The sequence below is a fragment of the Nitrosospira lacus genome, from assembly GCF_000355765.4.
Taxonomy (GTDB): domain Bacteria; phylum Pseudomonadota; class Gammaproteobacteria; order Burkholderiales; family Nitrosomonadaceae; genus Nitrosospira; species Nitrosospira lacus.
In genome coordinates, this window is sequence record NZ_CP021106.3 from 1,818,874 (window position 1) to 1,836,486 (window position 17,613).

Below are 17,613 nucleotides of genomic sequence, written 5' to 3' on the forward strand. Positions count from 1 at the left end.
CCGTTCGCTTCCGAACATAATCCCCCATCGGGCTTGCTCAGAGAGTCCTTGACGGGGGCTCCGCAATTGGTAACCATATCTCGGGCACGTGGGATTCCGTCCGGAAACAATGGAGGATCAGGAGTTGGCTGACCAGACATCAGATCGCAAACTGCTTTACAGGCTCCCATCCACGAGGGATGTAGAGGGATACGATTCCCTGGCGGAGCTGGCCCTGGATATGCGAACAACCTGGAATCACAGCGCGGACCACATATGGAAACAACTGGATCCTGCACTATGGGGCCTGACGCATAATCCATGGGTTGTGCTGCAGACGGTCTCGAGGGAGAAACTTCAGAGTAATTTCGCCAATCCCGTTTTCTGCAAGGACCTGGCCGGTCTGATGCAGGACAGAAGCGACGGGGTGGCGGCGCCCGCCTGGTTCCAGCAAACGCATCCGCAATCACCCCTGACTTGTGTCGCGTATTTTTGCATGGAATTCATGCTCAGCGAAGCGCTGCCCATTTATTCGGGCGGACTGGGCAATGTGGCGGGTGACCAGCTCAAGGCCGCCAGCGAATTGGGTGTCCCGGTCATCGGCGTGGGGCTGCTCTACCAGCAGGGTTATTTCCGCCAGGTAATCGACAAGGACGGCGCCCAGCAGGCACTTTTTCCCTATAATGATCCCGGCCAGTTGCCCATCACACCGTTGCGCCGCCCAAACGGAGAGTGGCTGCGGCTGGAATTCAAGCTGCCCGGCTATTCGGTCTGGCTGCGTGCCTGGCAGGTGCAGGTCGGCAGGACAAGACTGTTTCTGCTGGATAGCAATGACGCGGCCAACTATCCCGCGCACCGGGGCATCACCAGCGAGCTTTACGGTGGGGGATCGGAACTGCGCCTCATGCAGGAACTGGTGCTCGGGATAGGCGGATGGAAGTTACTCGCCGAGCTTGGTATCAAGCCGGAAGTCTGTCACTTGAATGAAGGCCATGCCGCTTTTGCAGTGCTGGAGCGTGCCCGAAATTGCATGAAGGAGACGGGTCATGGTTTTGAGGCCGCATTGTCCATCACGCGCGCGGGTAATCTTTTCACCACGCACACAGCGGTAGCTGCCGGTTTTGACCGTTTTTCCCCGGGCCTGATCGAACAATACCTGGGTAATTATGCGGAAAAAGAGCTGGGCATCACATGCCATCATTTGCTGGCGCTGGGCCGTCAGAATCGAGATGATTCATCCGAGTTTTTCAACATGGCTTACCTGGCAATTCGCGGGAGCGGTGCGGTGAATGGCGTGAGCCGCTTGCACGGGGAAGTAAGCAGGCATCTCTTTGGATCACTTTTCCGGCGCTGGCCGATTGATGAGGTACCCATCGGGCACGTGACCAATGGCGTCCATATGCCGACCTGGGATTCTGCCGCCGCGGACGATCTCTGGACGCAGGCCTGCGGAAAAAGCCGCTGGGTGGAAACGACCGAGATGCTGGAGCAGAAGATTTTCTCCGTGCCCGACGTCGGTCTGTGGCAATTCCGCTGCGCCGCGAGCAAGACTCTGGTCGAGTTTGTCCGGCAGCGGCTCTCCCGGCAGTTGACTGCATCGGGGGCGCCGCCGGCGGCGATCGAGGCCGCGAAGGGCATGCTGGACCCCGATGCCTTGACCCTGGGGTTTGCACGCCGTTTTGCAACCTATAAAAGACCGGATCTGCTGCTGCACGATCCCGAGCGGTTGCTGCGCCTGTTGAATAATCCGCAGCGCCCGGTGCAGCTTATCATGGCAGGTAAGGCTCATCCGGCGGACGAGGCTGGCAAGGATTTGATCCGCAAATGGATTTATTTCATTCGCCATACCGGGGCGCGCGCCTCCGTGATCTTTCTGGGCGACTACGACATGCACTTGACCGAGCAACTGGTGCAGGGGGTGGATGTGTGGATCAATACGCCACGGCGGCCATGGGAGGCGAGCGGAACCAGCGGAATGAAAGTGCTCGTCAATGGAGGTATCAACCTGTCGGTGCTGGATGGGTGGTGGGCGGAAGCTTACACACCGGAGGTGGGATGGGCGTTGGGCGATGGCAAGGAGCATGGGGATGATCCCGCCTGGGACGCCGTTGAAGCCGAGGCCCTTTACGATCTGCTGGAACATGAAGTGATCCCTGAGTTCTATGCCCGGGATACCCAAGGCATTCCAACCGCGTGGGTCAAGCGCATGCGCAACAGCATGGCTCAGTTGACGCCTCGTTTTTCAACCAATCGCGTGGTGCGGGAATATACGGAGTCCCACTATCTTCCAGCTGCGGCGGCTTACCATAAACGGAGCGCCGATAACGGCGCGGCCGGTGCGCGGGTGTCCGATTGGCAGCAAGCGCTGGCAAAAAAATGGTCCGCCTTGCGTTTCGGCGAAATGACGGTCGAGACTGAAGGCGGACAGCATGCGTTCCTGGTGCATATGTATCTCAATGATCTCGACCCGGAGGCGGTGCGGGTCGAGCTGTATGCTGACGGAATTCCGGGGGGCGCACCGGTACGCCAGGAGATGGCGCGCCTGCATCAGCTCGTGGCCGCAGCCACGGGCTACGCTTATCATGCGCGCTTACCTGCGGATCGCCCGGCATCGGACTATACAGCCAGGCTCATACCTCGCCACGAGGAGGCAACGGTTCCCCTGGAAGCGCCCGAAATTCTATGGCAGCGGTGAATGCGCTCATCAGATCCACCAGGCCATGCTGACGCCAGCCTGGTATCGATGCCGGCCACCTGCGGAGACTGAGCGCTCGAAGCCGTGGCCTGTCCCGCGTATATCGCGGAATGATCGGGTCCGCCCGATGGGAGGCTGGCGCTCACGCGCGGCGCGCGGAATACGCCTTTTCTGGTGCACGATCCTGCTGGTGCCTGGCGCAAGCCAAGCCCTGGACTGTCCGGGCATTCCCCAGCAGACACAAAAGGATTTGCAGGTCGAGGTGCGGGCTGCCGTGGACAGGATCGGTTCCGCCGAGGGCGCGGAACTGGAAAAGCTTACCCGCAACACCACGCGTGACCTGCTGGGCAAGCTCCCTCAGGCGGACAGGGTTTATCTTGAACAGATGATGTATGCCACCTATTGTTCGGCGCTGCGCGACGATCCTGCTCTTACCGAGTCGCAGAAAAGCGCTCGCATCAGGGCCTATAACCTCGAGCTCAAGAGAGCCCTGCAGGGCACCCAGGGCTCCGGTCAACGCGGGGCTTCGGCCATGGACGCGGCGCGGGCGGAACTGGAGCGGCTTCCGTTGCCGTATACGCCGGACGCTTTTGTCGACAGCGCAGGCAACGGCAAACTCGAGGCGGTAAAGCTATTCCTGGTGGCGGGAATGGACCCCAATACGAAAGATGAAGATGGAAATACCGCTCTGATGCATGCCGCCGGGAGTGGCCATGCCGGGATTGTCAATGCCTTGCTGAAAGCGAAGGCCAATGTCAACGAACGGAATCAGGGGGGCTATACCGCTCTTTCCTGGGCCGCCTCGAGTGATCGCAGGGATGTTCTGGCAATTTTGCTGGATCATGGAGCCGATCATGATGCGCTCAACAAGGCCTTTATGAGTGCTGCGGGGAGTGGGCACGCCGAAGTGCTGCGAATGTTGCTGAGGCAGGGTGCAGACAAGCATCTCGTCAATGAGGCGCTCGAAGATGCAGCAGGGTCGGCAATTGTCAACGTAAGTGAAGCAGACCGGAGCGACGCGATCCGCTTCCTGCTGGAACAGGGCGCCGACGTCAATGCAAAGGATGATGAGGGCTGGACAGCTCTGCTGAGCGCGGCGAGAGAGGGCCGTGTCCTGCTCGTGCAGACCCTGCTGGATGCCGGCGCCGGCATCAACACGAAATGCATATGTCGCGGCTGGCTGGGAGGAGGATGGACCGCGCTGATGATGGCCGCTCGGGAGGGAGGAGAAAGGAAGGCCATGCTGGATATGCTGCTCGCGCGGGGTGCCGATCCCGGCCTTGCCAACAACGACGGCAAAACCGCCTTGCTCATCGCCCTGGAATTCAGAGGCGGCATCGATACCATTCATGCCTTGCTGGACAGAGGCGCCGACCCAAACGCCAGAGACAATACCGGATCAACTGCTGTCATGCGGGCAGCGGGAGAAAGAGGCGACGTTGAACTCCTGCGCGCCCTGCTTGAGAAGCGTGCCGACGTCAATATCCGGAACAACGATGGGTCAACAGCGCTGATGTGGGCGGCCATGCGCGGCTACGTCGATAACATGGGGGCACTGCTTGATGCGGGCGCGGATATCAATGCTAAAAGCATAAAAGGTAGAACGGCGCTCATGCTGGCGGTACGGCAAGGGCAAATCGAGACGGTTCAGGCGTTGCTTCGCAGGGGCGCCAAGGTCAACGACGAGGATGCGAACGGCAAGACCACGTTGAATTACGCGGAAGAGGATCTGAAGGAGCAGGCCAGAACGGACATGATCCGGATTTTGAAAAAGGCGGGAGCGAAATGACAATGACACATTGCAGATTTATTTCGGGTACGGTTTACGCCACGGTGATGCTGGCCGCCGCGTTCAACGTTTTTGCACTGGACTGCCCGGCGCCGCCGGTGCAGGCGAACAAGGATTGGGAGACGTCCGTGCGGGCAGAGGTTGCAAAGATCGGCCCGGTAACGGGTTCGCAACTGGAAACGCGCGTGAAATCAGCAACCAATGACCTGATGGGAAAGCTTCCCGGGGCGGACAGGCTTTATCTCGAACAGATGATGTTTTCCGCTTACTGTTCCGCCCTGCGTGGCGACAAATCCATTTCCGAATCGGCCAAGGCGAAGCAAATTCTTGAATACCGGCGCGAACTGAGCAAGAGCCTGGCAGCCGCGACCCCACCCCCGCCCGCTCAGGCGCCCAGGCCGCTTCCCTGATGCATCACCGCATGGAGTCAGTGGCATGCCGGTTATTGCATCCACCCATAGTCGCGGCATGATGGTGGTGGGTTCCGCCAATCGTCCCCGTCCTGGATCCCTGTCCATTATCGCCTGCCAGAAAATGAAAAATAATTTTTCCACTAAAAACGAGGTGCAAAATGTTTGATTCTCCCTATTATCATATCGGAATACTCGTCCATGATTTCGCGGAAGCCGTTGAGCATTATTCGAATGTGTTAAACGTAAAGTTTACCGAACCCACGGATAGCGTATTGTGCATCGAGAATCCGCAAACCCAACAAACCGAGAGCATAAAGGTGACCGCCGCGTATTCAAGGGCGCGATCGCCCTATCTGGAATTAATTCAAGCCAATGGCAACGGGATATTTTCGGAAAAGAATGCAGGCCGGATTCTTTACTTCGGCATCTGGGAACCGGATATCGAGGGCAGGATACAGAAACTAAAGCAACAAGGCATCGGCATCGAGGCGCTGATAAGTTCGGAGTGCGGCAAAACCGCCAATGCCATCATTACCGCACCCGACAAGATGGGCATCCGCATGGAATACTTGAGCACGTCGTTGCGCCTCCCCACGGAAGCCTGGGTGCTCACCGGCAAGTATCCGCTGTCGCAGCGGATGTAAGAGCGGGGCCGCCCGACTTCCGAATACTCGTTTTTCTTTAAACGGATTTTCATCAGGCGGCGCAATGCGCTTCGCTTATTGTCGCCCTGCGCTTACTGCACTTGTGGGTCGGGCGTTGCCGGATTCAGATTAAATCAGCACCAGGCGCTCCAGTTTGGTGACCGTCGCGCGTTGCTCCGCTGAACCGTAAAGATCCCAGCGCACCTCGGTCTGCCCCTGATCGTTGCGTTGCACGTTAATAACCGCAAAATTGTTGGTCTTGCAAGGTTCCATGAGCAATTGGAACGCGACATTGGGTTCGCTATGTTCCGCATCCCTCTGCAAGAGTCCCTTATCCCTGACAATCAGCGCAAGGGCGGAAGCTTTTGCCCAGGGCAGGTCATAGGTGATGGCGCTCGATGTTAATTGATAAATGCGGGTATCCGGATACTTCTTGTGGGTCATGCGAAACGCCGCGCCGATATGCACGTCGCCGCTCAGAAAATAAAGTGACTTTCCCTGGGCTTTCGCTGCGGCAAAGGCGGCATCCAGCAGCACGTCACGCTCCACCCAGTTGCTCTCGTGCTCCCATTCGTCGCGCATATCGTCGGCTACGCCGAGAATATCGAGATAATTGACAACAAAGCTCATCGCATGCACAACGGGGACAGGCGAAACCACAAAAATCGATTCCGCGTTCTTGACTGTCTTGGAGCCAAGCCAATCCTTGAAACGCTGCATCTGGGCCTGGCCGAGAATTCGATCGTCGGTCGCGCGGGTATAGTCGCGCTGCCCACGCATGTCGAGAACATAAAAAGCCGCCGTGCCCCAGGTGAAGGCATAATCGAATTGGTTCGCGGGAGTCTCGGGGTTATGCGAATGCTCATATTCGTGATAGGTAAGTTTCGCGGCTTCATACATCTGGTTGAGGAGCAGGAGTTTCTCGTCATCGTCGCCCCAGTCCCACCATGAGTCCAGCAGGTTTCTTCTTTCCTTGGCATCGTAAGAGCCCCAGCCGTCCAGGATTTCATGGTCGTCCCACATCATATAAATAGGGAAGCGCGAGAATACATTGCGTAGTTGGCGATGGCCCCAGTAGCCCCGGTAGATATCCCGGTACCACGAGCGCATCACTTCGACGCGGTCTTCCGGCTTCACTTCCTGCATGAATTCCTTGCGGATTTTTTTCAGCCACTCCCATATGCTGACATTGGAATTGCCATCCACATAGACCTGATCGCCGACACCCAGTATAAATTCGCCATTGCGTTGTTCAAGTTCGTCGCCGAACCGGTCCCACATGTGAATATTCACGAGATCAAACGAATTTTTCCTGTATGGCATATGGCAGCTGAAGAGACCGAAAGTCATGGACTCCTGCGAACCGCTCTGTGTTCTGAAACGGTTGACTTTATTATCCGGCACGATTTCCCACGGCGTTTTTCTTGCCGCCAGGTCCAGGGCAAAGGCCGCGTAATAATAGCGCTGGCCGGGCTTCAAGCCATCGATTTCCCAGACTTTCGTGATGTCTTGCCCGAACACCAGATCCGCCTTGTCCGTGAGCACGGCATTGGCGATCTCGCGCTTCTCGCCGCTATGGATGTTTTTCAGTAAAAAGATTTCCTTTCCCTTCTTAATCTTCGTTTCGGGGTTCCAATCGGTGGCGACCTCATCGGGACCCAAGAAGGGCTCGGGGCAGATCACCATGCGATAGCTGTTCGGCTGATAAGCGCGCATCCAGAGTTTGGTGCTGGTGGCCGTGGTATGGCCGACTATCACCGCGTTGGTGAGCATGGGGTTGATCCAGGGGCGATCGGAGCCCCGGTCGTAGAAATGGAAAGTTTTCATGATTGGTCACCGGAGAAGTTACTCAAACGAATTCATTGCAATCGTACGGCATGAATTTTCTTATGGGCCGCAAGCTTAATGATAGACCAAATTAATTTTATGACCGGATATTTAATGGGGCCGCCCGATTTGAGTTAACCCCCGGTGAGGTCCTGGCATGCGATGGAAGTAAGAGATAGTCATCCAACATCACAAATTTCCATAGCTCAGCAGTATCTGATACTGTAGATGTTGCGTTCCATGGCGTTTGCCCTGTATTCAATGCTGACATGCTGCTATGTGTCGGCTCGACGAGCTAAGCCGGAACAGCTATTTGCTAGCGCCGGATTACCCTGTTTGCCGCATTTGTGTGCCGTTTGTAGCTCACTTTCGTGCTGTAGAACAGGAGCTACTGTGGCAGCCGTTTTGATATTTACTACACCGTTTCTATAAAAGTCGAATGGTAATACTTCCGTCAGATGCTTTTGGAAAACTCCAGCGCAATGAATTTGATGCTGTTATCGGCTGGCATCCCTTGATCGATCACATGATCGACGTGGCAGCTACTTTTGAATGTCTGTGCGCGTGCCGATCTATTCGTCGATCCATGCGGGAAGCAGCGGGAACGTTGCTAGATGAGCGTGATATCGAGCGCCTTTCCGTGCTGGTTTTTCTGCACGATGTCGGCAAGGCGAATAGCGGATTTCAGGCCAAACGATGGAAAAATCTACACGATATTCCTAAAGAATGGCCTTGTCATGCGGGACATGGTATCGAAGCCTTCAAACTTTTCGATCCATCTAACCGGCTTGATCACTTGTCAACACTCTTGCCTGTTGATCAGATGGATACTTGGGGAGATGCTTGTTCCCCATTGCTGGTGGCTAGTATCAGCCATCATGGCCGTCCTCTCAAGGATACACCAGCGGATTGGAGCAAGAATATCTGGAAGAAAGTAGGGGGGGCTTACGATCCTGCTCTGGTGTTAAATGAAATGGGTAAGCGTGTTGTAGAGCTTTTTCCGCAAGCTTTTGAACCCGGTGGCAGGTCGCTACCGGATGCACCCGCTTTTGGGCACTTGTTCGCGGGCCTGGTTCAATTGGCCGACTGGTTGGGGTCTGATACGAAATTCTTTCCATACTCTGAAAAAGAAGAGGATAGAGCTGTTACGGCCAGGGAAAGGGCCCGTAAAGCTGTTTCTGCCATTGGCCTGGATGCGGACAATTGGCGCGACAAGCTGAAGCATCATCCACCCAGCTTTGCAGATACCTTTGGCATTGCCGAACCGCGGCCCATTCAAGCAGCCATGAGCAATGACCGGCTGGGTCCATTAGTCATACTTGAATCAGAAACTGGCAGTGGCAAAACCGAGGCGGCATTATGGCGGTTCGTGCATTTATTCCGTGCCGGGCTGGTGGATAGCCTTTATTTTGCCCTGCCGACCCGTGTTGCCGCGTCGCAGATTTACAACCGCACTCAAGCTGTCGTCAGGAATTTATGGATAGAAAATCCGCCAGTTACCGTACGCGCATTGCCCGGCTATGTGAATGCCGATGGCGGGGACGCCACCTATTTACCGAATTTTGATGTGCTATGGTCGGACAATCCGGACGATGCTGAAGCTCACCGGCGCTGGGCGGCGGAATCCGCCAAGCGATTCCTTGCCGCGCCGATAGCCGTTGGCACCGTTGACCAGGCCCTGCTGGGCGCATTGCAGGTGCGCCATGCCCACTTGCGTCACGCCATGCTAGCACGCAGCCTGCTGGTGGTGGATGAAGTGCATGCATCCGACCCTTACATGACAGTGCTGCTAGAACGCCTGCTCAAGGCCCATCTCAATAATGGCGGTCACGCAATGTTGCTTTCCGCCACGCTGGGTTCCAGTGCGCGAAACCGTTATCTGGCGCTTGCACCCCATGTGGAGAGCCCACAAGCGAAGTCCATGACGTTCGAAGCAGCGTGTGGCGTTCCTTATCCGGCGATTTCCGACTACAGTCAGACGCAAGCGGTTGAGGCGGCTGGGGGCACCAAAAAGGTGACCTGGGCAGCGTATGACATTATCGGCGCACCCGACAGGATCGCGAACATGGCGATAGATGCGGCCAGGCTTGGTGCGAAGGTTCTGGTGATTCGCAATACTGTAATAGATGCCATCGCAACCTTGGCTGCCATCGAGGAAAATATTCCAGACAAGACTTGGCTATTCACCGTCAATGGCGTAGTCACTTTGCACCACAGCCGCTTCAGCCGGCAGGACCGGCCTGTCATGGACAAGGCCATTGAAGCGCAGCTTGGAAAGCAACGCCCGCCTGGAGCACTTATCGTGGTAGGCACGCAAACACTGGAGCAAAGCCTGGATATCGATGCGGACCTATTGATTACTGACTTGTGCCCAATGGACGTGTTATTGCAGCGCATAGGACGGCTGCACCGCCATGTTCGTCCGGCATCCGAACGTCCCCAGGCATTCCAGTCAGCAAAGGCATGGGTTCTAACGCCAGCGGTGCACGACCTTAATCCGTTAATTGCCAAATCGCGTCATGGCTTGGGTAGATTTCATAATGGCGGCGGAGTCTATGCCGATTTACGCGTGCTGGAAGCCACCCGAGAATTGCTTATTGAGCGACCTGTTGTATTGATTCCGGCTGACAATCGCTACCTGGTGGAAAGTGCAACGCATCCCGATAGGCTAAGGGTCATTCAGGTGAAAAACGGTGAAAGCTGGCAAGTTCTGGGGCAAAAGATCGAAGGGGAAACCAGTGCACAAAGAACGGTTGGACATCTGCACGCATTGGATGTCGAGCAAGTATTTGGTGAGCAGGAATTCCCGAGAGATGTACAAATTGCCACCCGGCTGGGTGCGCAAGACCGCATTCTTTATTTCAATCTTGAATTGCCCAGTGCATTTGGCGTACCGATCAAGGAATTGCCGGTTCGTCATCATCTGCTGCCCAAAGATCTGTCGCTTGACGTTTTGTCAAGCGACATTAACCAGACTAAAACAAGCCTTACCTTCCGTTTGGGTGAAGCGAGATTTAGCTATTCTCGTCTTGGGTTGGAACGCATGAACGATACTCTATGTGCCGATACTGGAGGGCTGCCGTGACGCTTCAATACTCTTTGCTTGGTGAGCCGCTGATACGTGCGCGAGACGTTAGCGGCGGCCAACCCATCAAATATAATTTACCCCGCTTGTTTGTAGCGCTGGCGCACGATGAAGTGCGCGATTTTCCGGCGCTACGCCCGCACCAACGCCACCCGTGGCACGCCTTTCTGGTGCAGCTCGCCGCCATGGCTTTGCACCGCGCTGGGCAGGACCAGTCTTTTGCATCGGAACAGGCATGGAGAGATGCCCTGCTGGCGCTAACGCCTGAACATCCTGACGGCGCGCCTTGGTGCTTGATTGCACCGCATGACAAACCCGCTTTTATGCAAGCGCCGGTCCCAGACGGCAGGACCAGTGATTGGAAAAATATCTTATACACGCCCGATGAGTTGGACATGCTGGTGACTTCAAAAAACCACGATCTGAAAGCTGCCCGGATGAGACAAGCTGAACCAGATGACTGGCTAATGGGGCTGATCAGCCTGCAAACACAGGAGGGATTTCTAGGGGCAGGCAACTATGGAATTTCTCGTATGAACGGCGGTTTTGCAAACCGCCCTGCTCTCGGTGTGGTTCCCAAGGGGTATTGGGGACGCCGTTGGCAAAGAGATGTTGCTGCATTGCTGAACCATCGCGCCGAAATTGCCGAACATATAGGCCTTCGTGTTCAAAACGGCATCCAACTCCTGTGGTTGCCAGCATGGACTGGGGACGACAGCTTGGCTTTCTCCTCCCTTGATCCTTTTTATATTGAAATCTGTCGTCGCATTCGTTTGATTTTGCTTGGCGGCAGTAGATCGATTGGTGCGATCGCAAAAGGTAGCAAAGCCGCCCGCGTAGAAGCCGAAGAGCGCAAAGGTATTACTGGCGATGCCTGGATGCCCGTTGACACAGCCGCGGGCAAAGCACTGACCATTACCTCGAAAGGGTTCGACTACCAATTAGCTGCTGAACTGGTGTTTGGTAACAAGTTTCAACGCCCCTCGGCACAAATACTTGACGTTACCGATGGCACGGAGGGCGTAGTGGTGCTGGCTCAAGGCATCACACGCGGTCAGGGAAAAACCGAGGGTTACCATGAGCGCCGTATTCCTGTTTCCCCGAAGGTTCGCATGCTGCTCATGCAGAAACCTTCTGACCTCTCCGCAACAATTGCTGGTGAACGCATTGATGCGATTAGCAAAATACGTAGTGTCTTGTGGACCGCCATGGCTACGCTATTTGATCAAGGTGCTGTAAAAGACAGGTTTTCGGACAGCGCAAAAAATAAAGCCAATGAGTTCATCAGATCATTTGAGCAAGCTGAGGACGCCCGCTTCTTTGACGAGCTTAATGCCGAAATCGAATCCGATGATCCTGGCGGTGCGCGCTTGCAGTGGCTCTTATCTATGGCGGATCGTGCCGAGGTTGTACTTAGAAATGCTTTTATTACCGGCCCCCAAAGTAGCGAACAGCGCTACCGCGCGCAATCGGCCGCCTTGAGCAGGCTTCACGGTGGTTTGCGTAGTGACAAAACGCTTCCCACTCTTGCGAATTATTATCGTCATTTAACCGCCAACAAGGAGAATGCGCATGAGCCTGTCTGATGCTGTTCCACGGCAGCAGCCCGAAAAACCAGTAAGTGACGAAATCGCTTTCAATGGCGGAAAGGAGCAGCCCATCTCGCGCTTGGCGCACATTATTGCCCAGGCCTCCCGTTTTTCGGGTGACGCGCACGGTCTTGATAACGGGGAACGTGCTGCACTGGCGCGGCTGGACCCCGATGGCGAATTGCGGCCTCATCAAATCGCCGCCTTGTCGCGAGCATTGATTTATGCCGGGCTTGAGCCGGACACATGGCAAGTAGAAACATGGCAACGCTGGTCGTTGATCGCGCATGGCATGGCTCTAGCTGGGCACGACATCAGCCAGAGTCTGGGGCAGCAACTCAGCAGGGCAGACGTGTCCGAATCCCGCGTGACCAAGCTTCTCACGTCCCGCGGGGATGCCTTCCGCCAAATATTGCCACGCTTGTTGCGACTGCTCGCCAGCAAAAATGTGGAGCCCAACTGGCACGAACTGGGTGGACTGATTCTTAATCAGGAACGCGACGAAGAAAAAGCGGAAGTCACACGTCTCAGGATTGCCGGACGATTTTTCACTGCTGAAGCCAGAAAATAAAACAACTAATTTTACCATTGGAGACCGGTCATGCCACTACCCCGCTTTATTCAGATTCACACCTTGCATACTTATCCTGCTGCCTTGCTGAACCGTGACGATGCCGGACTGGCGAAACGCTTGCCATTAGGCAATGCCGTTCGCACGCGCATTTCATCGCAATGTTTGAAACGCCATTGGCGCGTGACGGATGATCAGTTTGCATTGTCGCGCCTGGATGTGCCTATGGCAATTCGTTCGCGCTTGACGCTGGAGCTTATCAGCAAGCGCATTGAGGAAAATGGCATTCCCGCTGCGCTGGCGCAAGCTGCCGCTGAAGCACTGCGTGATGGCGGTTTACTCGATAAGGGCGGCAAGGACAAAAAAGGTGAAGATGCTCTTAAAACTGGACAGGCGGTCTTAATGGGTAAACCGGAAATCGATTACCTGGTAGCACGCTGTACGCAATTGGCTCAAGCCGGCCCGGATGAGAAATCCATTAAGGCTGATGTCATTAACGCGCTGAAAAATGAGAAAAATAATATCAGAGCACTCAAACATGGCAGCGGACTTGAATCTGCCCTCTTTGGCCGCATGGTGACATCGGATATTCTCGCCAGCCGCGAGGCCTCTATTTATGTTTCCCATGCTTTTACTGTGCATCAAGCCCAGGTGGAAAATGATTATTTCACCGTAGTAGATGATTTATCTAGAGAAGCAGGTGATTTGGGATCTGCCGGTATTTTCGATACCGAACTCGCTTCCGGCCTTTACTATGGCTACGTGGTGGTGGACGTGCCGCAGCTGATTGAAAATCTGGAAGGCATTGCCGCCAAAGAGTGTTTTGCCGATGGTATTCCAGTAGAACGCCGCGAACTGGCAGGGCGCATGGTGCAACATTTGCTGCATCTGATTGCTACCGTCAGTCCCGGCGCCAAGCGCGGTTCGACTGCGCCCTTCGATTGGGCCAAGTTTGTGTTGGTGGAAGCGGGCGATTGGCAACCGCGCAGCTTGGCGGGTGCATTCCACGATGCATTGCCGCTGGAAGAAAAAAACAATCCCGGTACTATCCGGCAACGCGCCGTGGCTCGCCTGACACAAGAGATTACGGCGATGGATGATGCGTATGGTGCTACTTTAGCGCGGCGCTTTTTAGCGCTGGATACGGTTGAGGTGCCAAGTGCCGAACGTGCCAGCCTCAGCCGGCTAGGCGCGTGGGCAAGCGAAATTGTGCGGCAGGGAGCATGCTGAGATGCACCGTCATCTTTTGCTGCGGCTGGAATCGCCGCTTAGCGCTTTTGGCGGCGAAACCATTGACAACTTTGGCGTGACTCGGGACTTCCCGGCACTTTCCATGGTTACCGGATTGTTTGCCAATGCACTCGGCTGGAGACGTGAAGATTGCGTATTGCATGATCGCTTACAGAGCCGCTTGATAGTTGGGACCCGACTGAATACGCCGCTACAACGCCTTAGGGATTTTCAAACCGCCCAGCTGGGGAAAAACGATAAGGGCTGGACGACTTGGGGTATTCCAGAAGAACGTCGAGGAGGCGCAGGCACCTATGAGGGTCCACATTTGCGCTACCGTGACTATCATGCCAGTCTCGATGTCCTAGTCGCTCTGCGCCTGGAACCCGCGCATGAAGCTCCCACACTCAGCGACTTGGCTCTTGCCCTGGATCATCCCGCACGGCCTTTGTTTATCGGCCGCAAATCCTGTCTGCCAAGCCATCGTCTTTTTTCCGGCTGGCAAGAGGCCGACAATGTGCTGCATGCGCTACGAACTGCTCAAATTCCTGAAATTGGTAACGCCCAATCTCTGCGCATGCAGTGGCCCGACGGTGAAGGCCGTCTTGCGGGAGATCGTTTGATCGACCTATGCGACGAACGCAACTGGACCAGCGGCGTGCATGGCGGCTGGCGGCCTGTCCGTGAGGGCAGTTTCACGCTGCAAGGTGCGCAAACATGACATTTAAATTGATACGTTTGCAACCGGATTCTGTGGCGCTCGCGTCTTGGGCCGCTCGCTACAAAGTACTGTCGCCCGATGGTGACTACGGTTATGCCTTCCACAGCTTGCTCAGCACCGTATTTGGTGAGCAGGCTCCCAAGCCTTTCCGCCATATGGACGCCAAGCAAGGGTTGCTTGCCTATACCTCGGCGAAGTTGGAAACGTTGCGCCTGAATGCCAGTTTGGCTGCGCCGGATGTCGCGCGTGCATTGGGATTGGATGAGCTGGATGCACGTCCGTTTCCCGATACGTGGAAAGAAGGGCAGATACTAGGTTTTGAAGTGCGGGTGCGTCCAGTGATCCGCGCTAAAGATGGTCGTGAACGCGATGCGTTTTTACATGCAGTTGATATACTTCCGGCGGCCGAGAATGGAGGCATTGCCCAGCGCGCTGCCATTTATCAGGACTGGCTTGCGAAGCAGCTCGCGGCGGAAGGTGCAGCGCAAATTATTCAAGCACAAATGGAAGCGTTTCGTTTAACACGCGTATTGCGCAAGGAAAGTGCCGGGGATAACGAAAAACGAAGAGTACGCTTCATAACGGGACCGGACGTGGTTTTTAAAGGTCAATTGCGGGTCGACAGCTCCAATGCATTTACCCGCTTACTGGCTCGCGGCGTCGGGAGGCATCGGACGTTTGGTTTTGGTATGCTGCTGCTCAAGCCTGCCGCATCGTGCTGAAAGGTCGGCTCGGGCTGGAAACGGCACGCATACCACATGCCGACAGGCATGGCTTGATCTGGCTGGAACGTGGCGAACTCTGCGTAGTGGACGGTTGCCTGAATTTTTTATCCGGCAAGCACACTGTTGAGCCGCATATTCTTCAGGTGCCCCACCAAGCGATATCCATGATACTGCTCGGGCCGGGTAGCAGCGTTACCCACGATGCATTGCGCCTGCTGGCACGACACGGTACTTTAATGGCGGCAGTCGGAGTGGACGGAGTTCGCACTTACACCGCACCCCCGTTGATGCCCGACCGCTCCGATGTAGCGCGGCGGCAAGCAGAGTTGTGGGGTAGTCCACGCCGCCGTATCAGTGTTGCGCGGCATATGTATGCCCTGCGGCTGGGGGAGGTGCTGCCGCATCGTGATTTGGACACTTTGCGTGGAATTGAAGGTGCGCGGGTGAAGACGATTTATCGTCTCATGGCGGAAAAATATGGCATTAAATGGAATGGTCGCCACTACGACCGCGGAGATCCGGGCGCGGCGGATACGCCAAATCAAGCTATCAATCATGCTGCCACTGCCGTGCAAGCCGCGGCAGCCATTGCCGTCCAGTCGTTAGCCGCTGTTCCTCAGCTTGGGTTTATTCACGAAGACTCCGGTCAGGCATTTGTGCTGGATATTGCCGATCTGTTCCGCGATTCCATAACCCTCCATATCGCTTTTTCGGCAGCAAAAAAGATCAGCGAAGGCGACGAAACAATAATTGATCGATTGGTAAGGCGTGAAGCATCCACCATATTCAGAAAACAGGGGGTGATCCCCGCCATGATAGACAAAATCAAGCAGGTATTGCGTACTGAGGAAACAAATGGCTCTGGTAGTGATAGTAACGCGTGATGTCGCCTACAAATATCGCGGATTTCTTTCTTCAATAATGCTGGAGATTGCACCTACGGTCTATCTTTCTCCCCACTTGAATGCCGGAATAAGAGCGAGAGCTTGGGATATTCTTGCCGATTGGTATAAGGCTGAGCCACAGGGCAGTATTGTTATGGTGTGGAAAGATGTAAATGAAATCGGCGGTGTTGGCATAAAAAACCTGGGCAACCCTCCAAGTGAACTGGTAGAACTTGATGGTCTTTGGGTAGTAAAGCACATGATGTAATTCGATCTTTAACAAATCGCATGCTTTTGAATGATTGCTCTTGCAGATCAAGAAATTGTCTATGAGAGTTTCCCCCGCGCCTGCGGGGATAGGCCCCTGCGCAATCCCGCGGTAATTGACGCGGCGGGGTTTCCCCCGCGCCTGCGGGGATAGGCCCGTTAGTTCTCACACTGCAAGACGCCGCTAGTAGTTTCCCCCGCGCCTGCGGGGATAGGCCGTATTCGTTGACCGCTGACCTCAAAGCCTTCTCGTTTCCCCCGCGCCTGCGGGGATAGGCCCATGACGCTAACGGGTAAGACAATCAATGCGGAGTTTCCCCCGCGCCTGCGGGGATAGGCCCATGTGCCCAGTGTCCACCAAGGCTTTTGAGAAGTTTCCCCCGCGCCTGCGGGGATAGGCCGTAGGGGCAATGGAGAGTAACGCATCTCTAACCGTTTCCCCCGCGCCTGCGGGGATAGGCCCAGTCGTCAGAATGGGTTGCGTTGGGATGGCTGGTTTCCCCCGCGCCTGCGGGGATAGGCCCATATAAGAGCTGCCCTTTGAGGCGGCTTTTTTGTTTCCCCCGCGCCTGCGGGGATAGGCCTTCAAATGGCAGGCGTGAAAGGTAAGAGTGGCGGTTTCCCCCGCGCCTGCGGGGATAGGCCCTGAGGTAGGCGAGTTATTCACGACTTGGCAGAGTTTCCCCCGCGCCTGCGGGGATAGGCCCTTCAGACAGAGGCCGCGAGAATTGACCTTGCCGTTTCCCCCGCGCCTGCGGGGATAGGCCCACTAAAGGCGCTGGCGGCCGACAGCAATACGGGTTTCCCCCGCGCCTGCGGGGATAGGCCCCCAGCTAATACAAAGGATCAGCCAACCGCTAGGTTTCCCCCGCGCCTGCGGGGATAGGCCACCAATCCGCCAGCTATCGTTGTGCCTGGATACGTTTCCCCCGCGCCTGCGGGGATAGGCCCCACTCCGGGAATGTGTTGGGGATATTCACAGCGTTTCCCCCGCGCCTGCGGGGATAGGCCCCACCCGATAGGCTCTAGCCATTCCCTAATGCTGTTTCCCCCGCGCCTGCGGGGATAGGCCCTCGACCGCCAGCGCGAACATATCTCCTGGGTGGTTTCCCCCGCGCCTGCGGGGATAGGCCTCACCCGGGTGAGTAGGATGAAGCCAGTACGCTGTTTCCCCCGCGCCTGCGGGGATAGGCC

Annotated in this window: 14 protein-coding genes and 1 CRISPR repeat array (1 of these 15 only partly in view); of the genes, 13 read left to right on the plus strand and 1 reads right to left on the minus strand. The window is 55.8% G+C overall.

The features are described from left to right. Positions 1 to 109: 109 nt before the first annotated feature. The 5 genes from glgP to EBAPG3_RS08185 all read left to right on the plus strand — a co-directional run bounded on the left by glgP (position 110) and on the right by EBAPG3_RS08185 (position 5,520). Complete coding sequence (glgP, locus tag EBAPG3_RS08170; protein WP_004174169.1) at positions 110 to 2,674, plus strand: alpha-glucan family phosphorylase; 2,565 nt, start codon at positions 110 to 112, stop codon at positions 2,672 to 2,674. 127 nt (positions 2,675 to 2,801) lie between these two features. Beyond that, a complete protein-coding gene (locus tag EBAPG3_RS08175) occupies positions 2,802 to 4,463 on the plus strand; it encodes an ankyrin repeat domain-containing protein (protein WP_004174170.1) in 1,662 nt (553 codons plus the stop codon). Positions 4,464 to 4,465: 2 nt separating this feature from the next. After that, positions 4,466 to 4,873 carry a hypothetical protein gene (locus EBAPG3_RS15415; protein ID WP_004174171.1) on the plus strand — a complete coding sequence of 136 codons (408 nt, stop codon included), beginning with the start codon at positions 4,466 to 4,468 and terminating at the stop codon, positions 4,871 to 4,873. Positions 4,874 to 4,898: 25 nt separating this feature from the next. After that, entirely contained in the window at positions 4,899 to 5,042 is a 144-nt protein-coding gene (locus EBAPG3_RS15165) for a hypothetical protein (protein ID WP_004174172.1), read from the plus strand. Continuing rightward, positions 5,035 to 5,520, plus strand: coding sequence for a VOC family protein (locus tag EBAPG3_RS08185; RefSeq protein ID WP_004174173.1), 486 nt, complete (start codon positions 5,035 to 5,037; stop codon positions 5,518 to 5,520). The genes EBAPG3_RS15165 and EBAPG3_RS08185 overlap by 8 nt, the downstream gene beginning before the upstream one ends. Before the next feature lie 129 nt (positions 5,521 to 5,649). Here EBAPG3_RS08185 and EBAPG3_RS08190 read toward each other — a convergent pair whose 3' ends face one another. After that, positions 5,650 to 7,347: an alkaline phosphatase D family protein gene (locus EBAPG3_RS08190; protein WP_004174174.1), complete on the minus strand. Its 1,698-nt coding sequence runs from the start codon at positions 7,345 to 7,347 to the stop codon at positions 5,650 to 5,652. 439 nt (positions 7,348 to 7,786) lie between these two features. Here EBAPG3_RS08190 and EBAPG3_RS08195 point away from each other — a divergent pair, with 439 nt between their 5' ends. Genes EBAPG3_RS08195 through cas2e form a run of 8 tightly spaced genes read left to right on the plus strand, consistent with a single transcriptional unit; the run spans position 7,787 to position 16,420 of the window. Next, a complete protein-coding gene (locus EBAPG3_RS08195) occupies positions 7,787 to 10,432 on the plus strand; it encodes a CRISPR-associated helicase/endonuclease Cas3 (RefSeq protein ID WP_004174175.1) in 2,646 nt (881 codons plus the stop codon). After that, positions 10,429 to 12,018, plus strand: coding sequence for a type I-E CRISPR-associated protein Cse1/CasA (casA, locus tag EBAPG3_RS08200; RefSeq protein ID WP_040851066.1), 1,590 nt, complete (start codon positions 10,429 to 10,431; stop codon positions 12,016 to 12,018). Before EBAPG3_RS08195 ends, casA begins: the two co-directional genes overlap by 4 nt. Continuing rightward, a complete protein-coding gene (casB, locus tag EBAPG3_RS08205; protein ID WP_004174177.1) occupies positions 12,005 to 12,592 on the plus strand; it encodes a type I-E CRISPR-associated protein Cse2/CasB in 588 nt (195 codons plus the stop codon). The genes casA and casB overlap by 14 nt, the downstream gene beginning before the upstream one ends. 30 nt (positions 12,593 to 12,622) lie before the next feature. Further along, positions 12,623 to 13,822, plus strand: a complete 1,200-nt coding sequence (gene cas7e, locus EBAPG3_RS08210) for a type I-E CRISPR-associated protein Cas7/Cse4/CasC (protein WP_004174182.1) — start codon at positions 12,623 to 12,625, stop codon at positions 13,820 to 13,822. 1 nt (position 13,823) lies between these two features. After that, complete coding sequence (gene cas5e / locus EBAPG3_RS08215) at positions 13,824 to 14,543, plus strand: type I-E CRISPR-associated protein Cas5/CasD (protein WP_004174183.1); 720 nt, start codon at positions 13,824 to 13,826, stop codon at positions 14,541 to 14,543. Next, positions 14,540 to 15,265, plus strand: a complete 726-nt coding sequence (cas6e, locus tag EBAPG3_RS08220; protein WP_004174186.1) for a type I-E CRISPR-associated protein Cas6/Cse3/CasE — start codon at positions 14,540 to 14,542, stop codon at positions 15,263 to 15,265. The genes cas5e and cas6e overlap by 4 nt, the downstream gene beginning before the upstream one ends. Next, positions 15,259 to 16,152, plus strand: coding sequence for a type I-E CRISPR-associated endonuclease Cas1e (gene cas1e / locus EBAPG3_RS08225; RefSeq protein ID WP_004174188.1), 894 nt, complete (start codon positions 15,259 to 15,261; stop codon positions 16,150 to 16,152). The genes cas6e and cas1e overlap by 7 nt, the downstream gene beginning before the upstream one ends. Next, positions 16,124 to 16,420, plus strand: coding sequence for a type I-E CRISPR-associated endoribonuclease Cas2e (cas2e, locus tag EBAPG3_RS08230; RefSeq protein WP_004174189.1), 297 nt, complete (start codon positions 16,124 to 16,126; stop codon positions 16,418 to 16,420). Before cas1e ends, cas2e begins: the two co-directional genes overlap by 29 nt. A 67-nt stretch (positions 16,421 to 16,487) precedes the next feature. Further along, a CRISPR array of direct repeats spans positions 16,488 to 17,613; the repeat unit is 28 nt; unit sequence GTTTCCCCCGCGCCTGCGGGGATAGGCC; it runs 671 nt beyond the window's last position.

Coding starts and splice junctions, on each gene's coding strand:
- glgP (WP_004174169.1), top strand. CDS start 110: ATGGAGGATCAGGAGTTGGCTGACCAGACATCAGATCGCAAACTGCTT.
- EBAPG3_RS08175 (WP_004174170.1), top strand. CDS start 2,802: ATGGGAGGCTGGCGCTCACGCGCGGCGCGCGGAATACGCCTTTTCTGG.
- EBAPG3_RS15415 (WP_004174171.1), top strand. CDS start 4,466: ATGACACATTGCAGATTTATTTCGGGTACGGTTTACGCCACGGTGATG.
- EBAPG3_RS15165 (WP_004174172.1), top strand. CDS start 4,899: ATGCCGGTTATTGCATCCACCCATAGTCGCGGCATGATGGTGGTGGGT.
- EBAPG3_RS08185 (WP_004174173.1), top strand. CDS start 5,035: ATGTTTGATTCTCCCTATTATCATATCGGAATACTCGTCCATGATTTC.
- EBAPG3_RS08190 (WP_004174174.1), bottom strand. CDS start 7,347: ATGAAAACTTTCCATTTCTACGACCGGGGCTCCGATCGCCCCTGGATC.
- EBAPG3_RS08195 (WP_004174175.1), top strand. CDS start 7,787: ATGGTAATACTTCCGTCAGATGCTTTTGGAAAACTCCAGCGCAATGAA.
- casB (WP_004174177.1), top strand. CDS start 12,005: ATGAGCCTGTCTGATGCTGTTCCACGGCAGCAGCCCGAAAAACCAGTA.
- cas7e (WP_004174182.1), top strand. CDS start 12,623: ATGCCACTACCCCGCTTTATTCAGATTCACACCTTGCATACTTATCCT.
- cas5e (WP_004174183.1), top strand. CDS start 13,824: ATGCACCGTCATCTTTTGCTGCGGCTGGAATCGCCGCTTAGCGCTTTT.
- cas6e (WP_004174186.1), top strand. CDS start 14,540: ATGACATTTAAATTGATACGTTTGCAACCGGATTCTGTGGCGCTCGCG.
- cas2e (WP_004174189.1), top strand. CDS start 16,124: ATGGCTCTGGTAGTGATAGTAACGCGTGATGTCGCCTACAAATATCGC.